This is a genomic window from Micromonospora sp. WMMC250, assembly GCF_027460215.1.
Taxonomy (GTDB): domain Bacteria; phylum Actinomycetota; class Actinomycetes; order Mycobacteriales; family Micromonosporaceae; genus Micromonospora; species Micromonospora taraxaci.
Window position 1 is genome coordinate 5,624,180 of record NZ_JAPZBJ010000002.1, and the last position, 16,876, is coordinate 5,641,055.

Annotated in this window: 16 protein-coding genes and 1 pseudogene; 12 read left to right on the plus strand and 5 right to left on the minus strand. The window is 71.5% G+C overall.

All coding sequences use genetic code 11. The features are described from left to right. Window positions 1-42: 42 nt before the first annotated feature. The 3 genes and pseudogenes from O3438_RS25430 (at window position 43) to O3438_RS25440 (ending at window position 963) form a co-directional block, all read left to right on the plus strand. The gene (locus O3438_RS25430) at window positions 43-378 is read left to right on the plus strand and encodes a hypothetical protein (protein WP_269682237.1); all 336 of its coding nucleotides are present in this window, start codon (window positions 43-45) and stop codon (window positions 376-378) included. A gap of 196 nt (window positions 379-574) precedes the next feature. After that, window positions 575-790 (plus strand): annotated as a pseudogene (locus O3438_RS25435) (hypothetical protein); the annotation flags it as partial. Then, on the plus strand, window positions 790-963 hold the full coding sequence (locus tag O3438_RS25440) for a hypothetical protein (RefSeq protein WP_269682238.1): 174 nt from the start codon (window positions 790-792) through the stop codon (window positions 961-963). The pseudogene O3438_RS25435 and the gene O3438_RS25440, both read left to right, overlap by 1 nt. A 15-nt stretch (window positions 964-978) precedes the next feature. Here O3438_RS25440 and O3438_RS25445 read toward each other — a convergent pair whose 3' ends face one another. The 3 genes from O3438_RS25445 to O3438_RS25455 form a co-directional block, all read right to left on the minus strand. Further along, window positions 979-1,323, minus strand: a complete 345-nt coding sequence (locus tag O3438_RS25445; RefSeq protein WP_269682239.1) for a hypothetical protein — start codon at window positions 1,321-1,323, stop codon at window positions 979-981. A 37-nt stretch (window positions 1,324-1,360) separates the two neighbouring features. Then, the gene (locus O3438_RS25450; RefSeq protein ID WP_269682240.1) at window positions 1,361-1,849 is read right to left on the minus strand and encodes a GNAT family N-acetyltransferase; all 489 of its coding nucleotides are present in this window, start codon (window positions 1,847-1,849) and stop codon (window positions 1,361-1,363) included. A gap of 80 nt (window positions 1,850-1,929) precedes the next feature. Continuing rightward, window positions 1,930-2,175, minus strand: a complete 246-nt coding sequence (locus tag O3438_RS25455) for a hypothetical protein (RefSeq protein ID WP_269682241.1) — start codon at window positions 2,173-2,175, stop codon at window positions 1,930-1,932. A gap of 195 nt (window positions 2,176-2,370) precedes the next feature. On the opposite strand from O3438_RS25455, the gene O3438_RS25460 reads away from it, so the two are divergent. Continuing rightward, the gene (locus O3438_RS25460) at window positions 2,371-3,171 is read left to right on the plus strand and encodes a 2OG-Fe(II)-dependent halogenase WelO5 family protein (RefSeq protein ID WP_269682242.1); all 801 of its coding nucleotides are present in this window, start codon (window positions 2,371-2,373) and stop codon (window positions 3,169-3,171) included. Between the two features lie 15 nt (window positions 3,172-3,186). Then, window positions 3,187-4,128, plus strand: coding sequence for a threonine/serine dehydratase (locus O3438_RS25465; protein ID WP_269682243.1), 942 nt, complete (start codon window positions 3,187-3,189; stop codon window positions 4,126-4,128). Between the two features lie 5 nt (window positions 4,129-4,133). Here the strand turns inward: O3438_RS25465 and O3438_RS25470 are convergent, their stop codons facing one another. Further along, entirely contained in the window at window positions 4,134-6,281 is a 2,148-nt protein-coding gene (locus O3438_RS25470) for a tetratricopeptide repeat protein (protein ID WP_269682244.1), read from the minus strand. Window positions 6,282-6,560: 279 nt separating this feature from the next. Here O3438_RS25470 and O3438_RS25475 point away from each other — a divergent pair, with 279 nt between their 5' ends. Beyond that, the gene (locus tag O3438_RS25475) at window positions 6,561-7,049 is read left to right on the plus strand and encodes a hypothetical protein (RefSeq protein ID WP_269682245.1); all 489 of its coding nucleotides are present in this window, start codon (window positions 6,561-6,563) and stop codon (window positions 7,047-7,049) included. A gap of 107 nt (window positions 7,050-7,156) precedes the next feature. Here O3438_RS25475 and O3438_RS25480 read toward each other — a convergent pair whose 3' ends face one another. After that, window positions 7,157-9,577, minus strand: a complete 2,421-nt coding sequence (locus O3438_RS25480) for a M28 family peptidase (protein WP_269682246.1) — start codon at window positions 9,575-9,577, stop codon at window positions 7,157-7,159. A 296-nt stretch (window positions 9,578-9,873) separates the two neighbouring features. Here O3438_RS25480 and O3438_RS25485 point away from each other — a divergent pair, with 296 nt between their 5' ends. The 6 genes from O3438_RS25485 to O3438_RS25510 all read left to right on the plus strand — a co-directional run bounded on the left by O3438_RS25485 (window position 9,874) and on the right by O3438_RS25510 (window position 16,855). Next, entirely contained in the window at window positions 9,874-11,073 is a 1,200-nt protein-coding gene (locus O3438_RS25485) for a PP2C family protein-serine/threonine phosphatase (protein WP_269682247.1), read from the plus strand. Beyond that, entirely contained in the window at window positions 11,070-12,803 is a 1,734-nt protein-coding gene (locus O3438_RS25490) for a sensor histidine kinase (RefSeq protein WP_269682248.1), read from the plus strand. Before O3438_RS25485 ends, O3438_RS25490 begins: the two co-directional genes overlap by 4 nt. Beyond that, window positions 12,800-13,252: a response regulator gene (locus tag O3438_RS25495; protein ID WP_269682249.1), complete on the plus strand. Its 453-nt coding sequence runs from the start codon at window positions 12,800-12,802 to the stop codon at window positions 13,250-13,252. The genes O3438_RS25490 and O3438_RS25495 overlap by 4 nt, the downstream gene beginning before the upstream one ends. Continuing rightward, window positions 13,245-14,054, plus strand: a complete 810-nt coding sequence (locus O3438_RS25500; protein WP_269682250.1) for an inositol monophosphatase family protein — start codon at window positions 13,245-13,247, stop codon at window positions 14,052-14,054. The genes O3438_RS25495 and O3438_RS25500 overlap by 8 nt, the downstream gene beginning before the upstream one ends. A gap of 185 nt (window positions 14,055-14,239) precedes the next feature. Beyond that, window positions 14,240-15,256: a coiled-coil domain-containing protein gene (locus tag O3438_RS25505; protein ID WP_442929659.1), complete on the plus strand. Its 1,017-nt coding sequence runs from the start codon at window positions 14,240-14,242 to the stop codon at window positions 15,254-15,256. Window positions 15,257-15,292: 36 nt separating this feature from the next. Beyond that, entirely contained in the window at window positions 15,293-16,855 is a 1,563-nt protein-coding gene (locus tag O3438_RS25510; protein ID WP_269682251.1) for a fused MFS/spermidine synthase, read from the plus strand. Window positions 16,856-16,876 lie beyond the last annotated feature (21 nt).

Below are 16,876 nucleotides of genomic sequence, written 5' to 3' on the forward strand. Positions count from 1 at the left end.
CGGACATGGCCGCGAGACCGCGGCAAGCGGGACCGTCTTGGCATGTTGTTCGATGTCGAGAACCCACCGGTCGAACCGCCTGACGGCTGTCGCCACCGGCTGCTGTGGCGTCTGTGCCGAGCACTGTGGGAGGACCACCGCCCCGGCCGTGCCGGCCACTACCCCAGCGTTGGTCCGCTACAGGCCGACCGACTTGTGTCGTGCCGCCTGGCACGCCTCGCCCTCGAAGGCCTGCTAACCGCGAGCGGTGAGCAGCCCGTCGCGTCATCGCTGCGGCTCGATGTTACCCGGAGCCGCATCGCCACGGGCGACATCAACCCCACCGCTGTCATGGCGGAGGCACGCTGGCACCGTCACCGTGCAGGCCTGACGGAGTGAGGGTGGCTGCCATTTGCGGCTGGGAAGCCCTCACCGACCATGCCCGGGGTCAAGTCGACGCCGCCGACGTACTCCTGACACGCCACGACGAGGTTGGACTCGACCTGTGCCGGTGCGGTCGGCCCCACCCCTGCCCAGAGCGACTGCACTGGGCCCAGAGGCGGGCGCACTTCGTACATCTCATCGGCGTCCCACAGTGACCACCCACGGCCCGGTGATGCCGATCTGGACCTGCGGAGGCTGCAACGCGCCTTGGCCCTGCCAGACGCGACAGCAGGAACTACGCGCTGAGTACGAGGGCGCAGCCGTTTCCCTGGCGCTCTACATGGGTGCTCAACTGGTCTGCGCCTCGCAGGACCTGACCTGGATGCCTGCCGGGGTTCTGCACCGTCGCTTCCTCGGTTGGACCCGATGAGCATCCTTCGGCGGGGTGACGAGAAGTTCCACTACAGCGACGGCTCTCACAAGTGGATCCCGCCGGACCCCGACTACGACCAGGAGGTCTGGGACGAGCAGATCCGCCAGCACAAACACGGCCACCTGCGGAACGAGCGTCCGAAGATCCGCATCCAGCGGCTGATCTGATGCGAGCTGTGGCGGTCAGAGGATGGTGGTCAGGAGTCCGCACGCGGCCAGCGGAAGCACCGCGGACAGGGTCCCCACCACTGCCGACGAGCGGATCCGGGTACGGGATACGAGAACCGCGAGCATCGCCAGGCTGACCAGCAGTGCGAGGAACAGCGCGGGCATGGCCACGTAGAGCCCGAAGAGCAGCGCCCGCGACCGTTCGGACTCGCATACCTCGCCGCAGCCTGCCGGGACCGCCCCGGAGAGGGTGCTGAGGAACAGGCCGAACGCAACGACGACAGCTACGTACCAGCCGGCCAGCACCAGGAAGGATGAGCGCGCGTCAACGAGGTGGGTGCGCGACGGCGCCAGAGTCATGAGCGAAGTATCCGCTGCTGAGCGAGCGGTGTCAGCCCTAGATCTCAGCGACCATCGTGTCCGCGTCCTCGAACGACTCGACAGTGCGGAAGCCTTCGGCGGCGTACAGCCTCGCGGCGAAGTTGGCCCGCTCCACGCTCAGCGACACCGTGCGGATGCCACGTGCTCGTGCGGCGTCCAGAACAGCGCGTAGAAGCATTCGGCCCACACCCCGGCCCCGCCAGGACTCCACCACGCCGATGGTCAGCTCGGGAACCTCGTCACTCACGTACCCGTAGCCCGGATCAGCGGCGGTCAGGAATCGGAACCAGGCCGCGCCGACCGGCTGGTCAGTTGGGTCCACCGCAACCACGCCGAAGTCGTCCGGCCGCATCCAGTCGGCGACGTAGTGGGCCAGCGCGGGGTTCGCCAGGATCTGTTCGCGGGACCAGTTGCGCTCGGGTAGCCAGTTCACGGCCTCCACGAGCATGTCGACCAGGAATTCGACATCAGCGGAGGCGGCCGGGCGGATGCCGAGGTCAGTCACCGACGAAGCGTCGCACACAGGACCGGCAGAGCGAGGATCAGCGCCGGTGCGGTGCGGGCCTGGGGCAGCGTACGAGAGGGTCAGTAGGCCGTTGCGTCGGCGCGGGAGCCGTGGCCGACCGCGCGGCGGGACCAGCACTGGGGGCGCTGTCGGACCGCCAGCTCCAGGGCCAGGTGATCGGACTCGATCATCTCCCGGGCTATTCGACGTGCCATTTCCAGGCGGTCGACGTGCAAGTCAAGATCCGTCGGACCGGCGCCAGCCATATCGAACTCCTCGTCAGCGTTCGAGCTAATCGCATCATGCGGCACGTCGGGAATCGTCACCATTCTCCGATCGGTGGAAAGCTCCCGCCGTACGGCTCGGTGTCGCGTACCCCGGTTGCGCCGATGGTAGCGGCGGCCGTGCCACCCCGCCCGGAACTGCGTAAAGCCGGTCTTGCCGACGGTTTGTACATTGCACGGTGCGGGTCGGGGGGCGCGACATGTCCGGTGAGGGATCTTCGTTACGGGAGGACCGCCGTGCAGCATTCGAGCAGTACCGATCCATTGTTCGTCGCCGTCGAATCAGACTCGCTCACCCGCGCGGACGTCGCCGGGCTCATCGCGGGGCGGCTGGCCGCCATCCGGGTGCCGGGGCTGCTGTCCGCCGCCCGCTGTCACGCGATCACGGCTGCGCTTGCCGACGCGCCGATGGACCGCTACGACGAGAGTCGGGTCTTTCCGGTCGTCGCCAAGTTCGGCCCGGCCATCAACGACCACCGGGCCGCCGGTGAGCTGCGGGACGACTACTGGGACGCGGCCCGCGCGGCCGACAAGAGCTGGTCCACGTTGGGTCTGCCGGACTCGCCACGGGAGTTGTGCCTGGCGGCGTTCCGGACCGCCTGGCCGGATGTGGCACCCGGTCGTCGGCAGGGTCGGGAGATGCACGTCGGCATCGTCCGGGAGATCAACGCCGGCCTCCAGGTGCACTTCGACGACGCGGTCCGGGAGTACGCGGGCCGGCTGCTCGACGGTGACGTGGTGGCGCAGTTGGCGTTCAACATCTACATCCGGGTGCCGCCGGCAGGCGGGGAGACGGTGCTGTGGCGGCGGCGGTGGCAGCCGGGCGACGAGGAGCGGCGGATCCCCGGCGGGTACGGCTTCGACGAGTCGGTGACCGCCGACACGCAGTCGTTGACGCTGCGGCCCACGCTCGGGGAGGGTTTCCTGTTCGATCCCCGGCACTATCACACGGTGCGTCCCGCGACCGATGGCCGCCGGATCTCCATAGGATGTTTTGTCGGGCTCACCGACGACGGTCGACTGGCCCTCTGGTCGTAGCGAAGGGCGTTTCCCATGGTGGACAGAAGCGACGTCGAGGCGGCTGCGGCACTGGTCGAGGGGCGGGTCCGGGAAACCCCGGTCATCGCCGTCGACGGTGCCGACCTGGGGGTGCCGGGGCAGCTCAGTTTCAAACTGGAGTTGCACCAGCACACCGGCTCGTTCAAGCCGCGCGGGGCGTTCAACCGGATGCTCCAGGGATCGTTGCCGGCGGCCGGGGTGATTGCCGCGTCGGGTGGCAACCACGGCCTCGCCGTCGCGTACGCGGCCCGGTCGCTGGGCGTTCCGGCGGAGGTCTTCGTGCCGGTCACCGCCTCACCGGTGAAGGTGCAGCGGTTGGCCGGGCTCGGCGCACAGGTGCGCCAGGTCGGCCAGCACTACGCCGAGGCCCTGGCCGCGAGCACGCAGCGGGCCGCGGAGAGCGGCGCCTTGGTCGTGCACGCGTACGACCAGCCGGAGGTGGTTGCCGGTCAGGGGACCGTCGGCCGGGAGTTGGAACGGCAGGTCGACGGGATCGACACCGTGCTGGTGGCGGTCGGCGGCGGCGGGTTGGTGTCCGGCATCGCCAGTTGGTTCGACGGGTCGGTGCGGGTCGTCGCCGTCGAGCCCGAGCAGATCCCCACCCTGCACTCGGCGCTCAAGGCCGGCCGGCCGGTCGACATCGAGGTCGGTGGCATCGCCACGGATTCGCTGGGCGCCCGTCGCATCGGCGAGATCGCCTACGACACCGCCGTTCGGACCGGTGTGGAGTCCGTGCTGGTCCGCGACGAGGACCTGGTGCGGGCGCGCCGGCTGCTCTGGTCGGAGCTGCGGGTCGCCGCCGAGTTGGGTGGCGCTGCCGCGCTGGCCGCGCTGGTCGGCGGGGCGTACGTGCCACAGCCGGGGGAGCGCGTGGCAGTGGTCATCTGCGGTGGCAACACCGACCCGAGCGACCTGGGCCCGGCCGCCCCGCACTGACCCGCTCAGTCGCCGTTTCGCAGGCGGCGCAGCGCGTGTTCGATCTGGAGAGTGTCCAGGTGGGTGTCCCCGAGTAGTCGCCGACGGTCGGCCAGCAGCCGCTCGTACTCCTCGATGGCTGGTTCCAGTCGCCCGTCGAGCAGCAGCACCGCGGCCAGCGTGGCCCGGATGGCCAGAACCTCGCTGCGGTCGGCGTGCCGGGGCTCCACAGTGGCGAGGGTGGCCCGCAGCTCGGCCTCGGCCTCGGCCAGCCGCCCCTGCGCCTGCATGCAGCGGGCCAGCGTGTGCCGGGCCTGCCAGGTCTCCGGTTGGTTGAGCGGCCAGGTCCGGTAGCGGACCTCCAGGATGGCGTGCAGCATCTCCTCGGCCTCGGGTGCCCGCTGCTGGGCGAGCACCGCCAGCGCCAGGCTGTGCCGCACGATCATGGTGTCCCAGTGCTCCGGGCCGCGGACCTGGTCCTCCGCGGCGACGATCTGCCGCAGCTCCGTCTCGGCCTCCGGCCACTGGCGCTGCGCCATGATCGCCTTGGTGAGCTTGTGCCGGCTGGCGAGGGTGTCGGCGTCGTCGCTGCCCAACACCCGGGTGCGGTCCGCGATCACGTCGCGGAGCACCCGGTCGGCCATCTCCGGTTGGTTGCGCTCCAGCCAGGTACGGCCCAACTCGTGGCGCAGCGCCAGCACCTGCGGCCGGTCCAGGTCGTGGTCGTACGCGGCGCAGCCCCGCACGATCGGGTCGAGGATGTCGAAGGCCGAGCCGGGCAGGCCGATCGCGATGAGGTAGCGGGCGGTGAGTCGGGCCAGCTCCAGTGCGCGGCGTACCGTCTCGGGGTCGTGCTTGTGTTTCTGCGGCACCAGGTATTCCCGCACGGCCTCGACGAGGTGCGGCACCAGGACGTCCCAGTTGGTCCAGGCCGCCGAGTCGTCCGGGCTCAGCCCTTCGGTGGCGGCGAGCAGCAGCTTCATGACCAGCCCGTGGTATTCGGCGATCTGCTCACGGACCTCGTCGCGGTCGCGGAACATCGCGTGCACCAGCGGGTGCAGCGACAGCACGTGCGCGAACGCCGGATCGGTGACCTCGTCCTGGACGTCGAAGTCGACCAGGGCGAGGTCGGCGATGCCCTCCAGCACCTTTACCCGTTGCTGGCCGGTGAGGCCCTTGAACAGTGGCGACTCGGCCAGGATGGCCGGCTTGAGCACCACCTCGTAGGGCACCGGGGAGACGCTCAGGCAGGCCAGCACGTTGAGCAGCGGCCGGCTCTGCTGGAGCTTGCGGCGGGACAGCAGGTCCAGGGACAGGTCGTCGACCTCGCGGACGATCTCCAGACCGAGTGACTCGTCGAGGTCGACGTCGGGGGCGTCGAGGGGTGCGCGGAACCGGCGCTGCACGGCGGCCCGGTAGTCCGCGAAGGTGGTGATGGTGGACGAGCCGCGCCAGACCGGGCTGGCGTTGACCGACTTCAGGTAGTTGCCGGCGGCGCGCAGGGCGAGGGGCAGACCGCCCAGCTCCCGGGCCAACTCCCGGGCGTCGGCGACGTCACCGGCCTGCTGACCGGCCCGGTCGATCAGCACCTGCGCACCGGCGTCGGCGTCCAGTGGGCGCACCTGGTGCAGCGTCGACCAGGTGCCCCAGGTGGCCCGGTTGCCGTCCCGGGTGGTCACGATGACCACGCCGTCCTCGGCCTCCGGGCGGCGCAACCAACCGGTGCCGTCGGCGAGCACCCCGTCGGTGGGGCCCAGGGTGGCCGGCTCGTCCGCGCTGTCGAAGATCAGCAACCAGGGCTGCGCGGCCTGGTTGAGGTAGCGCCACACCAGGTCGGTGGCGCTGATCATCCCGGCCCAGGCCTGGTCGACCTGGGTCTCCGAGGCGCCGAGTTGGCTGACCACCTCCCGCATGCCGGAGTTGAGCCGCCCCGCCTGCACCCACCAGACCGTCCGGCCGTCGGCCCGCGCGCGGCGGGCGATCTCCAGGGCGACGTGGCTCTTGCCGGAGCCGCCCATGCCGCACAGGATGTGCACCGAGGGCCCCTCGGTGCCTTCCGAGGGCCGCACGATCTCGTCGATCAGGCCGTCGCGGCCGTGCAATGGGCTGTCGAGTCGCCCGAGCGGTGGGTCCACGGAGACGCGACTCGGCCGGTCGTACGCAGGCCGGGGCACTGTGACATCCTCGGGTGGAACGTCCGCAGTCAATGCGGTCCCCCTTCGGTGGTGATATTGCAGTGGGGTCGGCGGAAGATCCTGTCCATCTGATGGACAGTCGGAGGGATTGTCGACCACACCACGTCGACAGCAAGCCTATCCACCGTCGTGCGGTGTTGCACACTCACCGTTTAGTCCACGCGGATGACCGTAATCGGTGTCCCGATTCCCATTTCGCAGTCGAATCCAACCGATCCGACGTGTGTGGCACTCGACAGGGGCATCCACGATGGACTGATGAACTGGTCGCCAATCCAGGACGTGGTCGACTGGGGTTCCGTACCGGACTGGTTCGGCGCGGTCGGCTCCATCGCCAGTGTGCTGTTCGTCTACCTTGGACTGCGGCGGGAGATCCGCGCCCGGCGCAGCGACGACCTGCGGATCCGGGCCGCCCAGGCACGGTTGGTGTCGGCGGTGGTCGAGATCCGTGGCACGTCGGTCCTGCGGGTCACGGTGGCCAACGAGAGCGACGCGCCGGTGCTGGACGTGGCGGTGCTGGCCCGGGTCGTCGCGCCGGACGACCCGGACGGCGCGTCCGCCGAGCTGGCCGCCGCGAAACACGTCCGCCGGATTCCTGGCCGCGACACGCAGGACATCTTCGTCACCGTTACGGCCGAACACCGGTTGCGCCCGGCCGACACCGTTCTGGTGGATCTCACCTTCACCGATCACGACGGAAATCGGTGGCACCGTATCGGCGCCGGTCAGCCCGAGCCAGTGGACTGACCACATTCCGACTAAACGATTCAGGAAAGGGTCACCGGCGTTTCGGTGGCTACGAATAGTCGATGGTCCGGCGGGCGATTCACCACGCCGGACCACCGCTGTGTCCGTCAGATGGGATAGGTGCGGGCGACCGCCAACATCTCCGAGCTGTGCGACCCGACGACGCCGACGGCCGGCGGCCGGGCCTGGAAACCGGGCAGCGCCTCCAACCCGTCGCTCGCGTCCATCGCCCGCACCGCGACCTGCGCGGCGGTGGGGCGCACCGTCAGCGTGACCTCGATGCCCTCCGCCGGCGGGGCGTGGAAGACCAACCCGAAGCCCCACTTCCCCTCGCGGGGCTCCACCGGCACCGACCGTCCGGCCACCTCGGCCCGCAGCACGGTGGCGGTCGACGTGTCGACGTGCAGGGTCGCGAGCCGGACCGCCCGCTGCGGGGTCAGCCGCAGCCGCAGCGTGCGTTCGCCGCCTGCGGTGGTGTCGCCCACCACGTCGAGCTTCGGCGCCGGCAGGTTCGCCGTCTGCGCCGGCCCGGCCCGCAGCTCACCGTCGCCGAGCCCGGGGAAGTCGTCGCCGACGTCGGCCATCCCGTCCACGTAGCCGTCCGTCCACGGCTGCGGATCGCTCTCGTGGCTGAGCCAACGGGCCTGACCGGTGCCGGCGTCCATCGCGTACATCAGGTGGGTGGGCGCGGGGTGCGCGGCGTCGAAGCGGTCGACGGCCAGCCCGACCCCGGCGAGCACCAGCGCCGCCACGGCGGCGGCCCCGGCCGGCAGCACACCGAGCCGCCGGGCCCGCAGCGCCAGCAGCCCGCGTTGCCCACCGGCCTGCGGGTGCAGGAGGTCGACCACCGGCAGGGCGGTCAGGCCGAGCAGCACCGCGACCAGGGCGGCCACCCCGCCCATGCCCATCCCCAGCGCCGGGAAGAGAAGCACCACCGTCGGCAGCAGGATGAGCACGCCGACGGCCGCGGCGGCCGTCACCGCCCCCACCGGCCACGGCCCGGTCTGACGGGTACACAGCGCGACCAGCCCGCCGAGCGCGCCGGCCAGCGCCGGCAGTGTGGTGAGGTACGCCCCGCCGGGCACCGCCACGGCGAGCAGCACACCGAGCAGCGCCAGCCAGGCCAGCCCGCCGACGGCGAGGGCGGCCGGGCCGATCCGGCGGCGGGTCAGCGCGTACCAGGTGAACAGGATGGCGGCGGCCAGCGCCAGAACGGCCAACCGGTACCAGACAGGTCGGTACGGGTCGAGCAGTTCGGCGTACCCCGGTCGGATCGTGGTGATCGCGAGCCAGAGCAGTTGCGCGGCGACCGGAGCGGCCACGATCGGCACCAGGGCCAGCCCGAAGCCGGCGGCCAGCCGGCCGGTGCCGGCCCGACCCTGCCGACGGGTCAGCCAGCCCAGTGCGACCACCGCTGCCACCGCGAGCAGGGCGAGCGGCAGTGTGAGCCAGCCCGGGTAGCGGACCAGGCCACCGGGGACCGGGAAGTAGGTGGCGTCGTGCCCGGAGCGCAGGTCGGTCAGGTCGACGGCGCCGAACTCCCGGGCCAGGCCCAGCGCGTTGTCGCCGTGCTGCTGGAGGCTGCCCCGGTCCATGGCCGCCGGGGTGTCCAACGGGGTGTGGTAGATCGCGCCGCCGTCGATGTACGCCGAGTTCAGCCCGACGAACTTCTCGTCGAGGAACGCGGTGAAGTCGGTGTCGTTGGGCAGCGCGCGGTAAATCTCCACGGCGAACGAGGTGCCGACCGGGTGCGGGGCGGCCCGACCGAAGACGTCCACCAGCTTCGCGTTGTCAGTCGACGTCTCGAACATGATCACCGGCCCGGTGGACCCCCGGGCCTCCAGGTTCAGCACCACACCGCCGTCGGCGGCCAGCGGGTGACTGGCGGCGAACGCCGACGCGCCGCACAGGCACGCCTCCTCGGCGTCGGTCAGCACGAAGACGATGTCGTTGCGGGGCCGGGGGCCGGTGGTGAGCGCGCGGGCCACCTCCAGGATTGCCGAGGTGCCGGCGGCGTCGTCGTTGCCGCCCGGCCCGGTCTGTACCGAGTCGTAGTGGGCGACCAGGAAGATCCGACCCGTCGACGCGGTGCCGGGCAGCCGGGCCACCACGTTGCGGACCCGGGCCATCGTCGCCCCGCCCGCCGCCCCGCTGAGCTGGCCGGCCTCCGGCGCCACCGTGTCCTGCACCTCGGTCTCCAGGCCCAGCCCGCGCAACCGCTGCTCGATGTGCGCGCGTACCTGGTCGTTGGCCGGGCTGCCGGCGACGTGCGTCCGGGCCGCGATCACCTGGACGTCCTCGTACGCCCGGCCCGCGCTGAACTCGCCAGCCGGCGCGTCCGCCGGCTTCGGCGCCGGGGTGCGCAGGTCGAGCAGGCTGCCGGCGCCGACGGCGGCCAGCGCGACCAGCGCCGCCGCGGCGGCCAGCAGCCGCCGGCGAGGTCGCGTCAACGCCCGGTCGGCCGGGGGTACGCCCCGAGTCGGGCGGGACGGCGTGCCCGTCGTGGCCGGGGTGGTGGGTGCGCCCACGGAAACTCCTCGGGGGGTGGTGGGGCCTGGGGTGGCACCATCCTGCCCCTCGGTGCCCGCCGACGGGATGGCCGGTAAGCCGTACCTCGACCCACCGCCCGGTTTGTCGTCGGGTGGGCAGTGACGCGGCCCATCCCCCTCCCCGCCCGCGCCGGAGGCGTCGTGTTGTGTGCGACCGTTGTCTAATACAGGATCAGCAGGGCACTCGGAAGGAGCCCGACATCACCAGCGAACTCCCGCGCCTCGCGGCGGTGACCCGGCCGACCCGGGGACCCGGTCTGACCGGTTCCCCTGTCGTGCCGTACCCGCATGGCGGCCTGGCGCGGCACGCCAACCTGCCACCGGGAGAGCGGTTGCGGGTGCTGCTGGTGGAGGACGACGAGGGTGACGCCTTCCTGGTCGGTGAGCTGCTCGCCGAGACCAACTCGATGATCGACCTGGTGGTCGCCACCAGTCTCAGCGAGGCGCGGCAGCGGATCACCGACGTGGACTGCGTCCTGCTCGACCTGGGCCTGCCCGACGCGCAGGGGCTGGACGGGCTGCGCCAGGTGCTGGAGATGTCCAGCGGTGCCGCGGTCTGTGTGCTGACCGGCCGCTCCGACGAGCACCTGGGTGTCGTCGCGGTCGCCGAGGGCGCGCAGGACTACCTGGTCAAGGGCCAGGTCGACGGGGTGTTGCTGACCCGGGCACTGCGCTACGCCGTGGAGCGCAAGCGCGCCGACGTGAACGCCCGTCGGCTGCGCGAGGTCGAACTGCGCCAGGCCGAGTCGGCCCGCCTCGAACGCGGCCTGCTGCCGCAGCCGCTGATGACGACCGACCAGGTGGCGGTGCACACCTTCTACCGGCCGGGCCGGCACGCCGCGCTGATCGGCGGGGACTTCTTCGACGTGGTGCAGACCCGACCGGACCGCCTCGACCTGATCGTCGGCGACGTCTGCGGGCACGGGGTGGACGAGGCCGCGCTCGGCGTCGAGCTGCGGGTGGCCTGGCGGGCCCTGGTGCTCGCCGGAGTGCCGGACGACGAGGTGCTGCCCGCGCTGGAGCAGGTGCTGATGAGCGAACGCCGCCTTCAGGAGATCTTCGCGACAGTGGCCACCGCCAGACTGGACCTGGACGCCAACCGGGCCACCGTCCGACTCGCCGGGCACCCGCCGCCGCTGCTGCTCTCCGGTGGCCGGGTCGCCCCGGTGCCGGCGCCCGGTGGCCGCCTGCTGGGCGTACGACCCCGCCGGCCGATCGCCTACGACCTGGAGTTCGACACCGATGACTGGTCCCTGCTGATGTACACCGACGGCCTCATCGAGGGGCGGGTGGGCGAGGGCAACGATCGCCTCGACGTGCCGGGTCTGAGCGGTCTGCTCGGCGAACCGGCCAACCGCGAGGTGTCGCTGACCGAGCTGCCGGCCTGGCTGGTCGGCAGGGCCGAGCGACTCAACGGCGGCCCGCTCGCCGACGACGTGGCCATGCTGCTGGTCAGCCGGGGAGGTGGCCGGTGAAGCCGGTGGTCGGCGGCTGGAGTCTGCGCCGCCGGGTCGTCACCCTGTTCGCCGTCGTCGGTGTGTTGCTGATCGGTCTGGCCGCTGCGGAGGCGGCGGTGGCGGCCCGCAACCGCACCCAGATCGACGCCGTCCTGAACCAGACCGGCCCGTTGCGGGTGCAGTCGCAGGAACTGCTCAACGCGTTGCTCGACCAGGAGACCGGGATCCGCGGGTACGCGGTCAGCGGTGACCCGGCCGACCTGAACCCCTACCGGGAAGGGCTCGCCCAGGAGGCGAGCGTCGTCACCTCGATGCGGACGCTGCTCGACGACTACCCGCAGATCGGTCAGGAGTTGCGGACCGTCGAGGAGCGCAGCTCGCAGTGGCGGCAGTCGGTCGCGGAGCCGGTGATCAGCACCACCGAGCAGAGCGGCACCAGAGCCGGGCAGGCGTTGATCACCGAAGCGGCCCGACAGCAGTTCGACCAGGTGCGTGCCGCGGTGAACGACCTCCAGGCGGAGATCCTGACCGCCCGTGAGCAGGCCGCGACCAACGTGCGGACCAGCAGTAACGTGCTGGTCGTCCTGCTGATCATCGCTGCCCTGGTGGTGGTCGTCGCCGGCGCGGTGCTGCTGGTCTCGCTGGACCGGATGGTGATCCGTCCGCTGACCGGCCTGGCCAACCAGGTTCGGGAGGTCGCCGAGGGCGACTACCAGCACCGCATCGCCACCGTCGGCCCTCCGGAATTCATCCGGCTCGGCGACGACGTCGACGCGATGCGGCAGAAGATCGCCGCCGACCTGGCCGAGGTGCGGGGCGCGCGCGAACGCATCGAGTGGGTCAACAGCCAGCTCCAGAAGCAGGCCGAGGAGCTGACCCGGTCCAACCGTGACCTGGAGCAGTTCGCGTACGTGGCCTCGCACGACCTGCAGGAGCCGCTGCGCAAGGTGGCCAGCTTCTGCCAGCTGCTCCAGCGCCGCTACGCGGGGCAGCTGGACGAGCGGGCCGACCAGTACATCGCGTTCGCGGTGGATGGCGCCCAGCGCATGCAGCGCCTGATCAACGACCTGCTCGCGTTCTCCCGGATCGGCCGGCTCACCACCGGCTTCGTCGAGGTCGACCTGAACAAGGTGATGGGCGACGTGGCCGGGCAGACCGAGGCCGCCCGGCAGTACGCCGACGCCGAGCTGACCTGGACCGACCTGCCGGTGATCTTGGGTGAGGAGCCGCTGCTCACCAACCTGTTGGCCAACCTGGTCAGCAACTCGATCAAGTTCCGCCGGGCCGACGTGCCGCCCAAGGTGCACGTCTCGGCCCGCCTGGTGGGCGCCGAGTGGGAGATCAGCTGCGAGGACAACGGCATCGGGATCGAGCCGGAGTTCGCCGACAAGATCTTCGTGATCTTCCAGCGGCTGCACTCGAAGGACGCGTACCCGGGCACCGGCATCGGGCTGGCCATCGTCAAGAAGATCGTCGAGTACCACGGCGGCCGGGTCTGGGTGGACACCGACGTGCCGGAGGGCACGGCGATCCGCTTCACCCTGCCGGCGCTGCCGGCGGACGTGGAGGCCGCTGCCGCCGTCGAGTCGCCGGACCAGCCGCCGGCTCTGCCGGCGGGCGACACGACGCCCCCGAACGAGGCTCCGGCAGCGCTGGCCGAGCAGTCCGACGCATCGGACCGGCCGGACCGGGCCGACGAGCCGTCGGGAAGCGGTAGAACGGGTGACATGAGGGAGACGGTGGGATGACCGCGCCGGCGGATGGCAAGAGCCCGATCGAGGTCCTGCTCGTCGAGGACGATCCGGGTGACGTGCTGATGACCCAGGAGGCGTTCGAGGAGCACAAGCTGCGCAACCGGCTGACCGTCGTCTCCGACGGCGCCGAGGCGCTCGCCTACCTGCGGCGGGAGGGTCAGTACGCCGACGCGGTCCCGCCCGACCTGATCCTGCTCGACCTCAACCTGCCCCGCCGCGACGGCCGGGAGGTGCTCGAAGAGATCAAGAAAGACCAGGAGCTGCGTCGGATCCCGGTCGTGGTGCTCACCACCTCCCAGGCCGACGAGGACATCCTGCGCAGCTACCAGCTGCACGCCAACGCCTACGTGACCAAGCCGGTGGACTTCGAGCGTTTCATCTCGGTGGTCCGCCAGATCGACGAGTTCTTCGTCAGCGTGGTCAAGCTGCCGCCGCGTGGCTGACACCCTGCTCGACGACGTCGGTGACCTCCTGCGGGAGGCCGCCGACCAGGTCGTGCTGCCGCTGTTCCGCAAGCTCGACGACGACGACGTGTCGGAGAAGGCACCCGGTGAGGTGGTGACCGTCGCCGACCGTCGTGCCGAGGAACTGCTCGCGGCGGGGCTGCGTCGGCTCCGGCCGGGCTCGATGGTGGTCGGCGAGGAGGGCGTCGCCGACGACCCGGGGCTGCTGCGGCACCTGCGCTCCGGCGGGGACGTCTGGCTGGTCGACCCCGTCGACGGCACCGCCAACTTCGCCGCGGGACGCCGGCCGTTCGCCCTGATGGTGTCGCTGCTGACCGACGGGCGACCGGCCGCCGGCTGGATCCTCGACCCGCTCGCGGACACCCTCGCCGTCGGCTCGGCAGACGACGGCACCCTGCTCAACGGTCGACCGGTGGACCGCACCGCAGCGACCCCACCACTGGGCGAGCTGCGCGGGGCGGCGATGACCCGGTTCCTGCCGCCGGAGACCCGGGACCGGGTCCGCGCCGGCGGTCGGCAGCTCGGTGAGCTGCTGCCCGGCCAGCACTGCGCCGGCCGGGAGTACCTGGACATCCTCACCGGAGAGCAGCAGTTCGTCCTCTTCTGGCGCACCCTGCCGTGGGACCATGCGCCGGGCACCCTGCTGGTCCGCGCCGCCGGTGGCGTCGCCCGCCGTTTCGACGGCGTCGACTACCACCCGGCCGACGACGACCGCGGCCTGCTCGTCGCCGCCAACGAACAGATCTGGGCCGAGGTCCGCGACGCCCTCCTCGACAGCTGATCCGCGCCCTGCGCGACGACGCCGAAACGCTCTGTCGACATCTGGGCGGCCCGACGGTCGGGGGGCTGGTCAGCAGGCCGTCGTCCGGTATCGTGACCGGCGGTCTCCGCCAGCAGGCCGCCGACCGGCGCCGGCGGGGACGCCGCCGCAGTTGGTTCACCGGCGGTCGACGGAAGGACGCTTTCGTGCCCAGGACCAGGCTTCGCCCGCGGCTCGGCCGCCGCGCCCTGTTCGCTCTGCTCGCCACCGTCGCGTTGGTGCTCGGCGGTGCCGCCGTGCCCGCGTACGCGGAGCCCGGCGAGGGTGGCAGCAAGAAGCTCCAGGACGCTCTGGAGCTGACCGCCAAGGGCCACATCGAGGCGAAGGCCAAACTGGACAACTCCAAGCGTCGCCAGACGGCGCTGGCCGGCGAGCTGACGACTGTCGAGGGTCGGATGGTCGGGCTGACCGCCCAGGTGGGCGAGGTGGCCGCACAGTCGTACCGGGTCGGTCGACTCACCCCGGCGACGATGTTGCTCAACACGAGCACGCCGCAGGCGTTCCTCGAACGCGTGAGCGACCTCGACCTGATGGCCCAGCGCGACGCCAAGCGGCTGCGTGACCTCGTCGAGGCCAAAGAGCAGGCGCAGCAGGCCAAGGTCGCCATCGACGCCGAGGTCCGCGAGCAGCAGAAACAACTCGCCGTGATGGCGAAGAAGAAGAAGGAGGCCGAGGCGGCCCTCGCCGAGGTCAGCTCGGGTGGCAGCAACGGTTTCAGCGGCGGCAGCTCCACCTCGGCGAAGCCGGCGCCGCGCAACTCCGACGGCTCCTGGCCGTCGGAGTCGTGCTCCGTGAAGGACCCGACCACCTCCGGATGCATCACCCCGCGCACCCTGCACGCCCTGAAGGAGACCCAGGCCGCCGGCTACAAGCGGCACGTCTCCTGCAAGCGCAGCGGTGGCGGGGGCGAGCACCCCAAGGGCCGGGCCTGCGACTTCTCGGCTGCCACCAACGGTTTCGAGGACAAGAACGCGACCGGTGGCGACAAGTCGTACGGGGACAGTCTGGCCGCCTGGCACGTGCGCAACGCCGACCGCCTCGGTGTGCTCTACGTGATCTGGTACCGGCAGATCTGGCATCCCGGCACCGGTTGGCGCGCCTACAGTGGCAGCGGCAGCCCCGCCGCATCCCACACGAACCATGTTCATCTCTCGATGTACTGACCCGAAGCACCAGCTTCGCTGCGTACCATCGCGACGATGAGCTCCCCACCGTCCGACGTAACCGCCCCACCGGCATCCCCGGCCTCGCCCGTTCCGGCCACCGGCCGGGCGTTGCCCAACGGTCTGGCCGCCTTCCTGGTCTTCTTCTCCAGCGGGGCCGTGCTGGTGCTGGAAACCGTCGCGCTGCGCCTGGTCGGCCCGTACGTCGGGGTGACCCTCCAGGTGACCAGCTCGGTGATCGGCATCGCGCTGGCCGCCATCGCGTACGGGGCGTGGTCCGGCGGGTGGCTGGCCGACCGGCGCAACCCGCGCGGCCTGCTGGCGCCGGCGCTGGTGCTGGCCGGCATCGCCACCGCGATCACCCTGCCGGTGGTCCGCTACGCCGGTGAGGTGCTGCGCGGCGGGGCGGCCAGCGGCATCCTGCTGCTGGTGGCGCTGGCCGTGTTCGTGCCGGCCGCCCTGCTGGCCGCCGTCACCCCGCTGGTCGTGAAGCTCCAACTCGCCGACCTGCGCCGCACCGGCCAGGTGGTCGGTCGACTCTCCGGGATCGGCACCCTGGGCGGCATCACCGCCACCCTGCTCACCGGCTTCGTGCTGGTCGCCGCGCTGCGCAGCACTGTCATCCTGCTGACCCTCGCGATCGCGCTCGGGCTGGTCGGTATCGGTCTCGGCTGGTACCTGCGCCGGCAGGAGCCCACCGCACTGCCCGGCCCGGCCCGGACCAGGGCCGCGTTGGCTGTCCTCGGCCTGGTCGGGGCAGGGCTGACCACGATCGCGCCGAACCCGTGCGACATCGAGACGGCGTACCACTGCGCCCGGGTCGCGTCGGACCCGAAGCGGCCCACCGGCCGGACACTCCTGCTCAACTCGGCCCACCACTCGTACGTGGACCTCGCCGACCCGAAGCACCTGGAGTACGCGTACACGAAGTGGATCGGCGCGGTCGCCGACGTCGCCGCGCCCACCGGGCAGCGACTGGACGCGCTGCACCTGGGCGGCGGCGGTTTCACCGTCCCGGGCTACCTCACCGCCACCCGGCCGGGCACCGAGAACGTGGTGTTCGAGATCGACGGCGGCCTGGTCGAGCTGGGCAGGCGGGAACTGGGCGTACGCACGGGGCCGGAGCTGCGGGCGGTGGTGGGTGACGCCCGGATGCTGGTGGCCGGCGAGCCGACGGACAGCCGGGACCTGGTCGTCGGTGACGCGTTCGGCCACCTGGTGGTGCCGTGGCACCTGGCCACCCGGGAGATGGCGGCCGAGATCCGGCGGGTGACCCGCCCCGGTGGCGTGTACGTGCAGAACGTCATCGACTACCCGCCACTGCGGTTCATCCGCGCCGAGCTGGCCACCGTCGGGGCCGAGTTCCGGCACGTCGCGTTGATCGCGCCGCCCGAGGCCCTCGCCGAGCAGCAGGGCTCCAACTTCCTCATCGTCGGCTCGGACGCGCCGCTGCCGCTGGAGGCCGTCCGCGCCCGGCTGAGCCAGGTGGACCCCAAGGTCAGTCTGCTCTCCGGCGCGGAGCTGACGGAGTTCGTCGGCTCGGCGCTGGTGTTGACCGACGACTACGCCCCGGTGGACCAACTGTTGGCGACCGCCTGATCGGGTGACTTTCCTGACCGA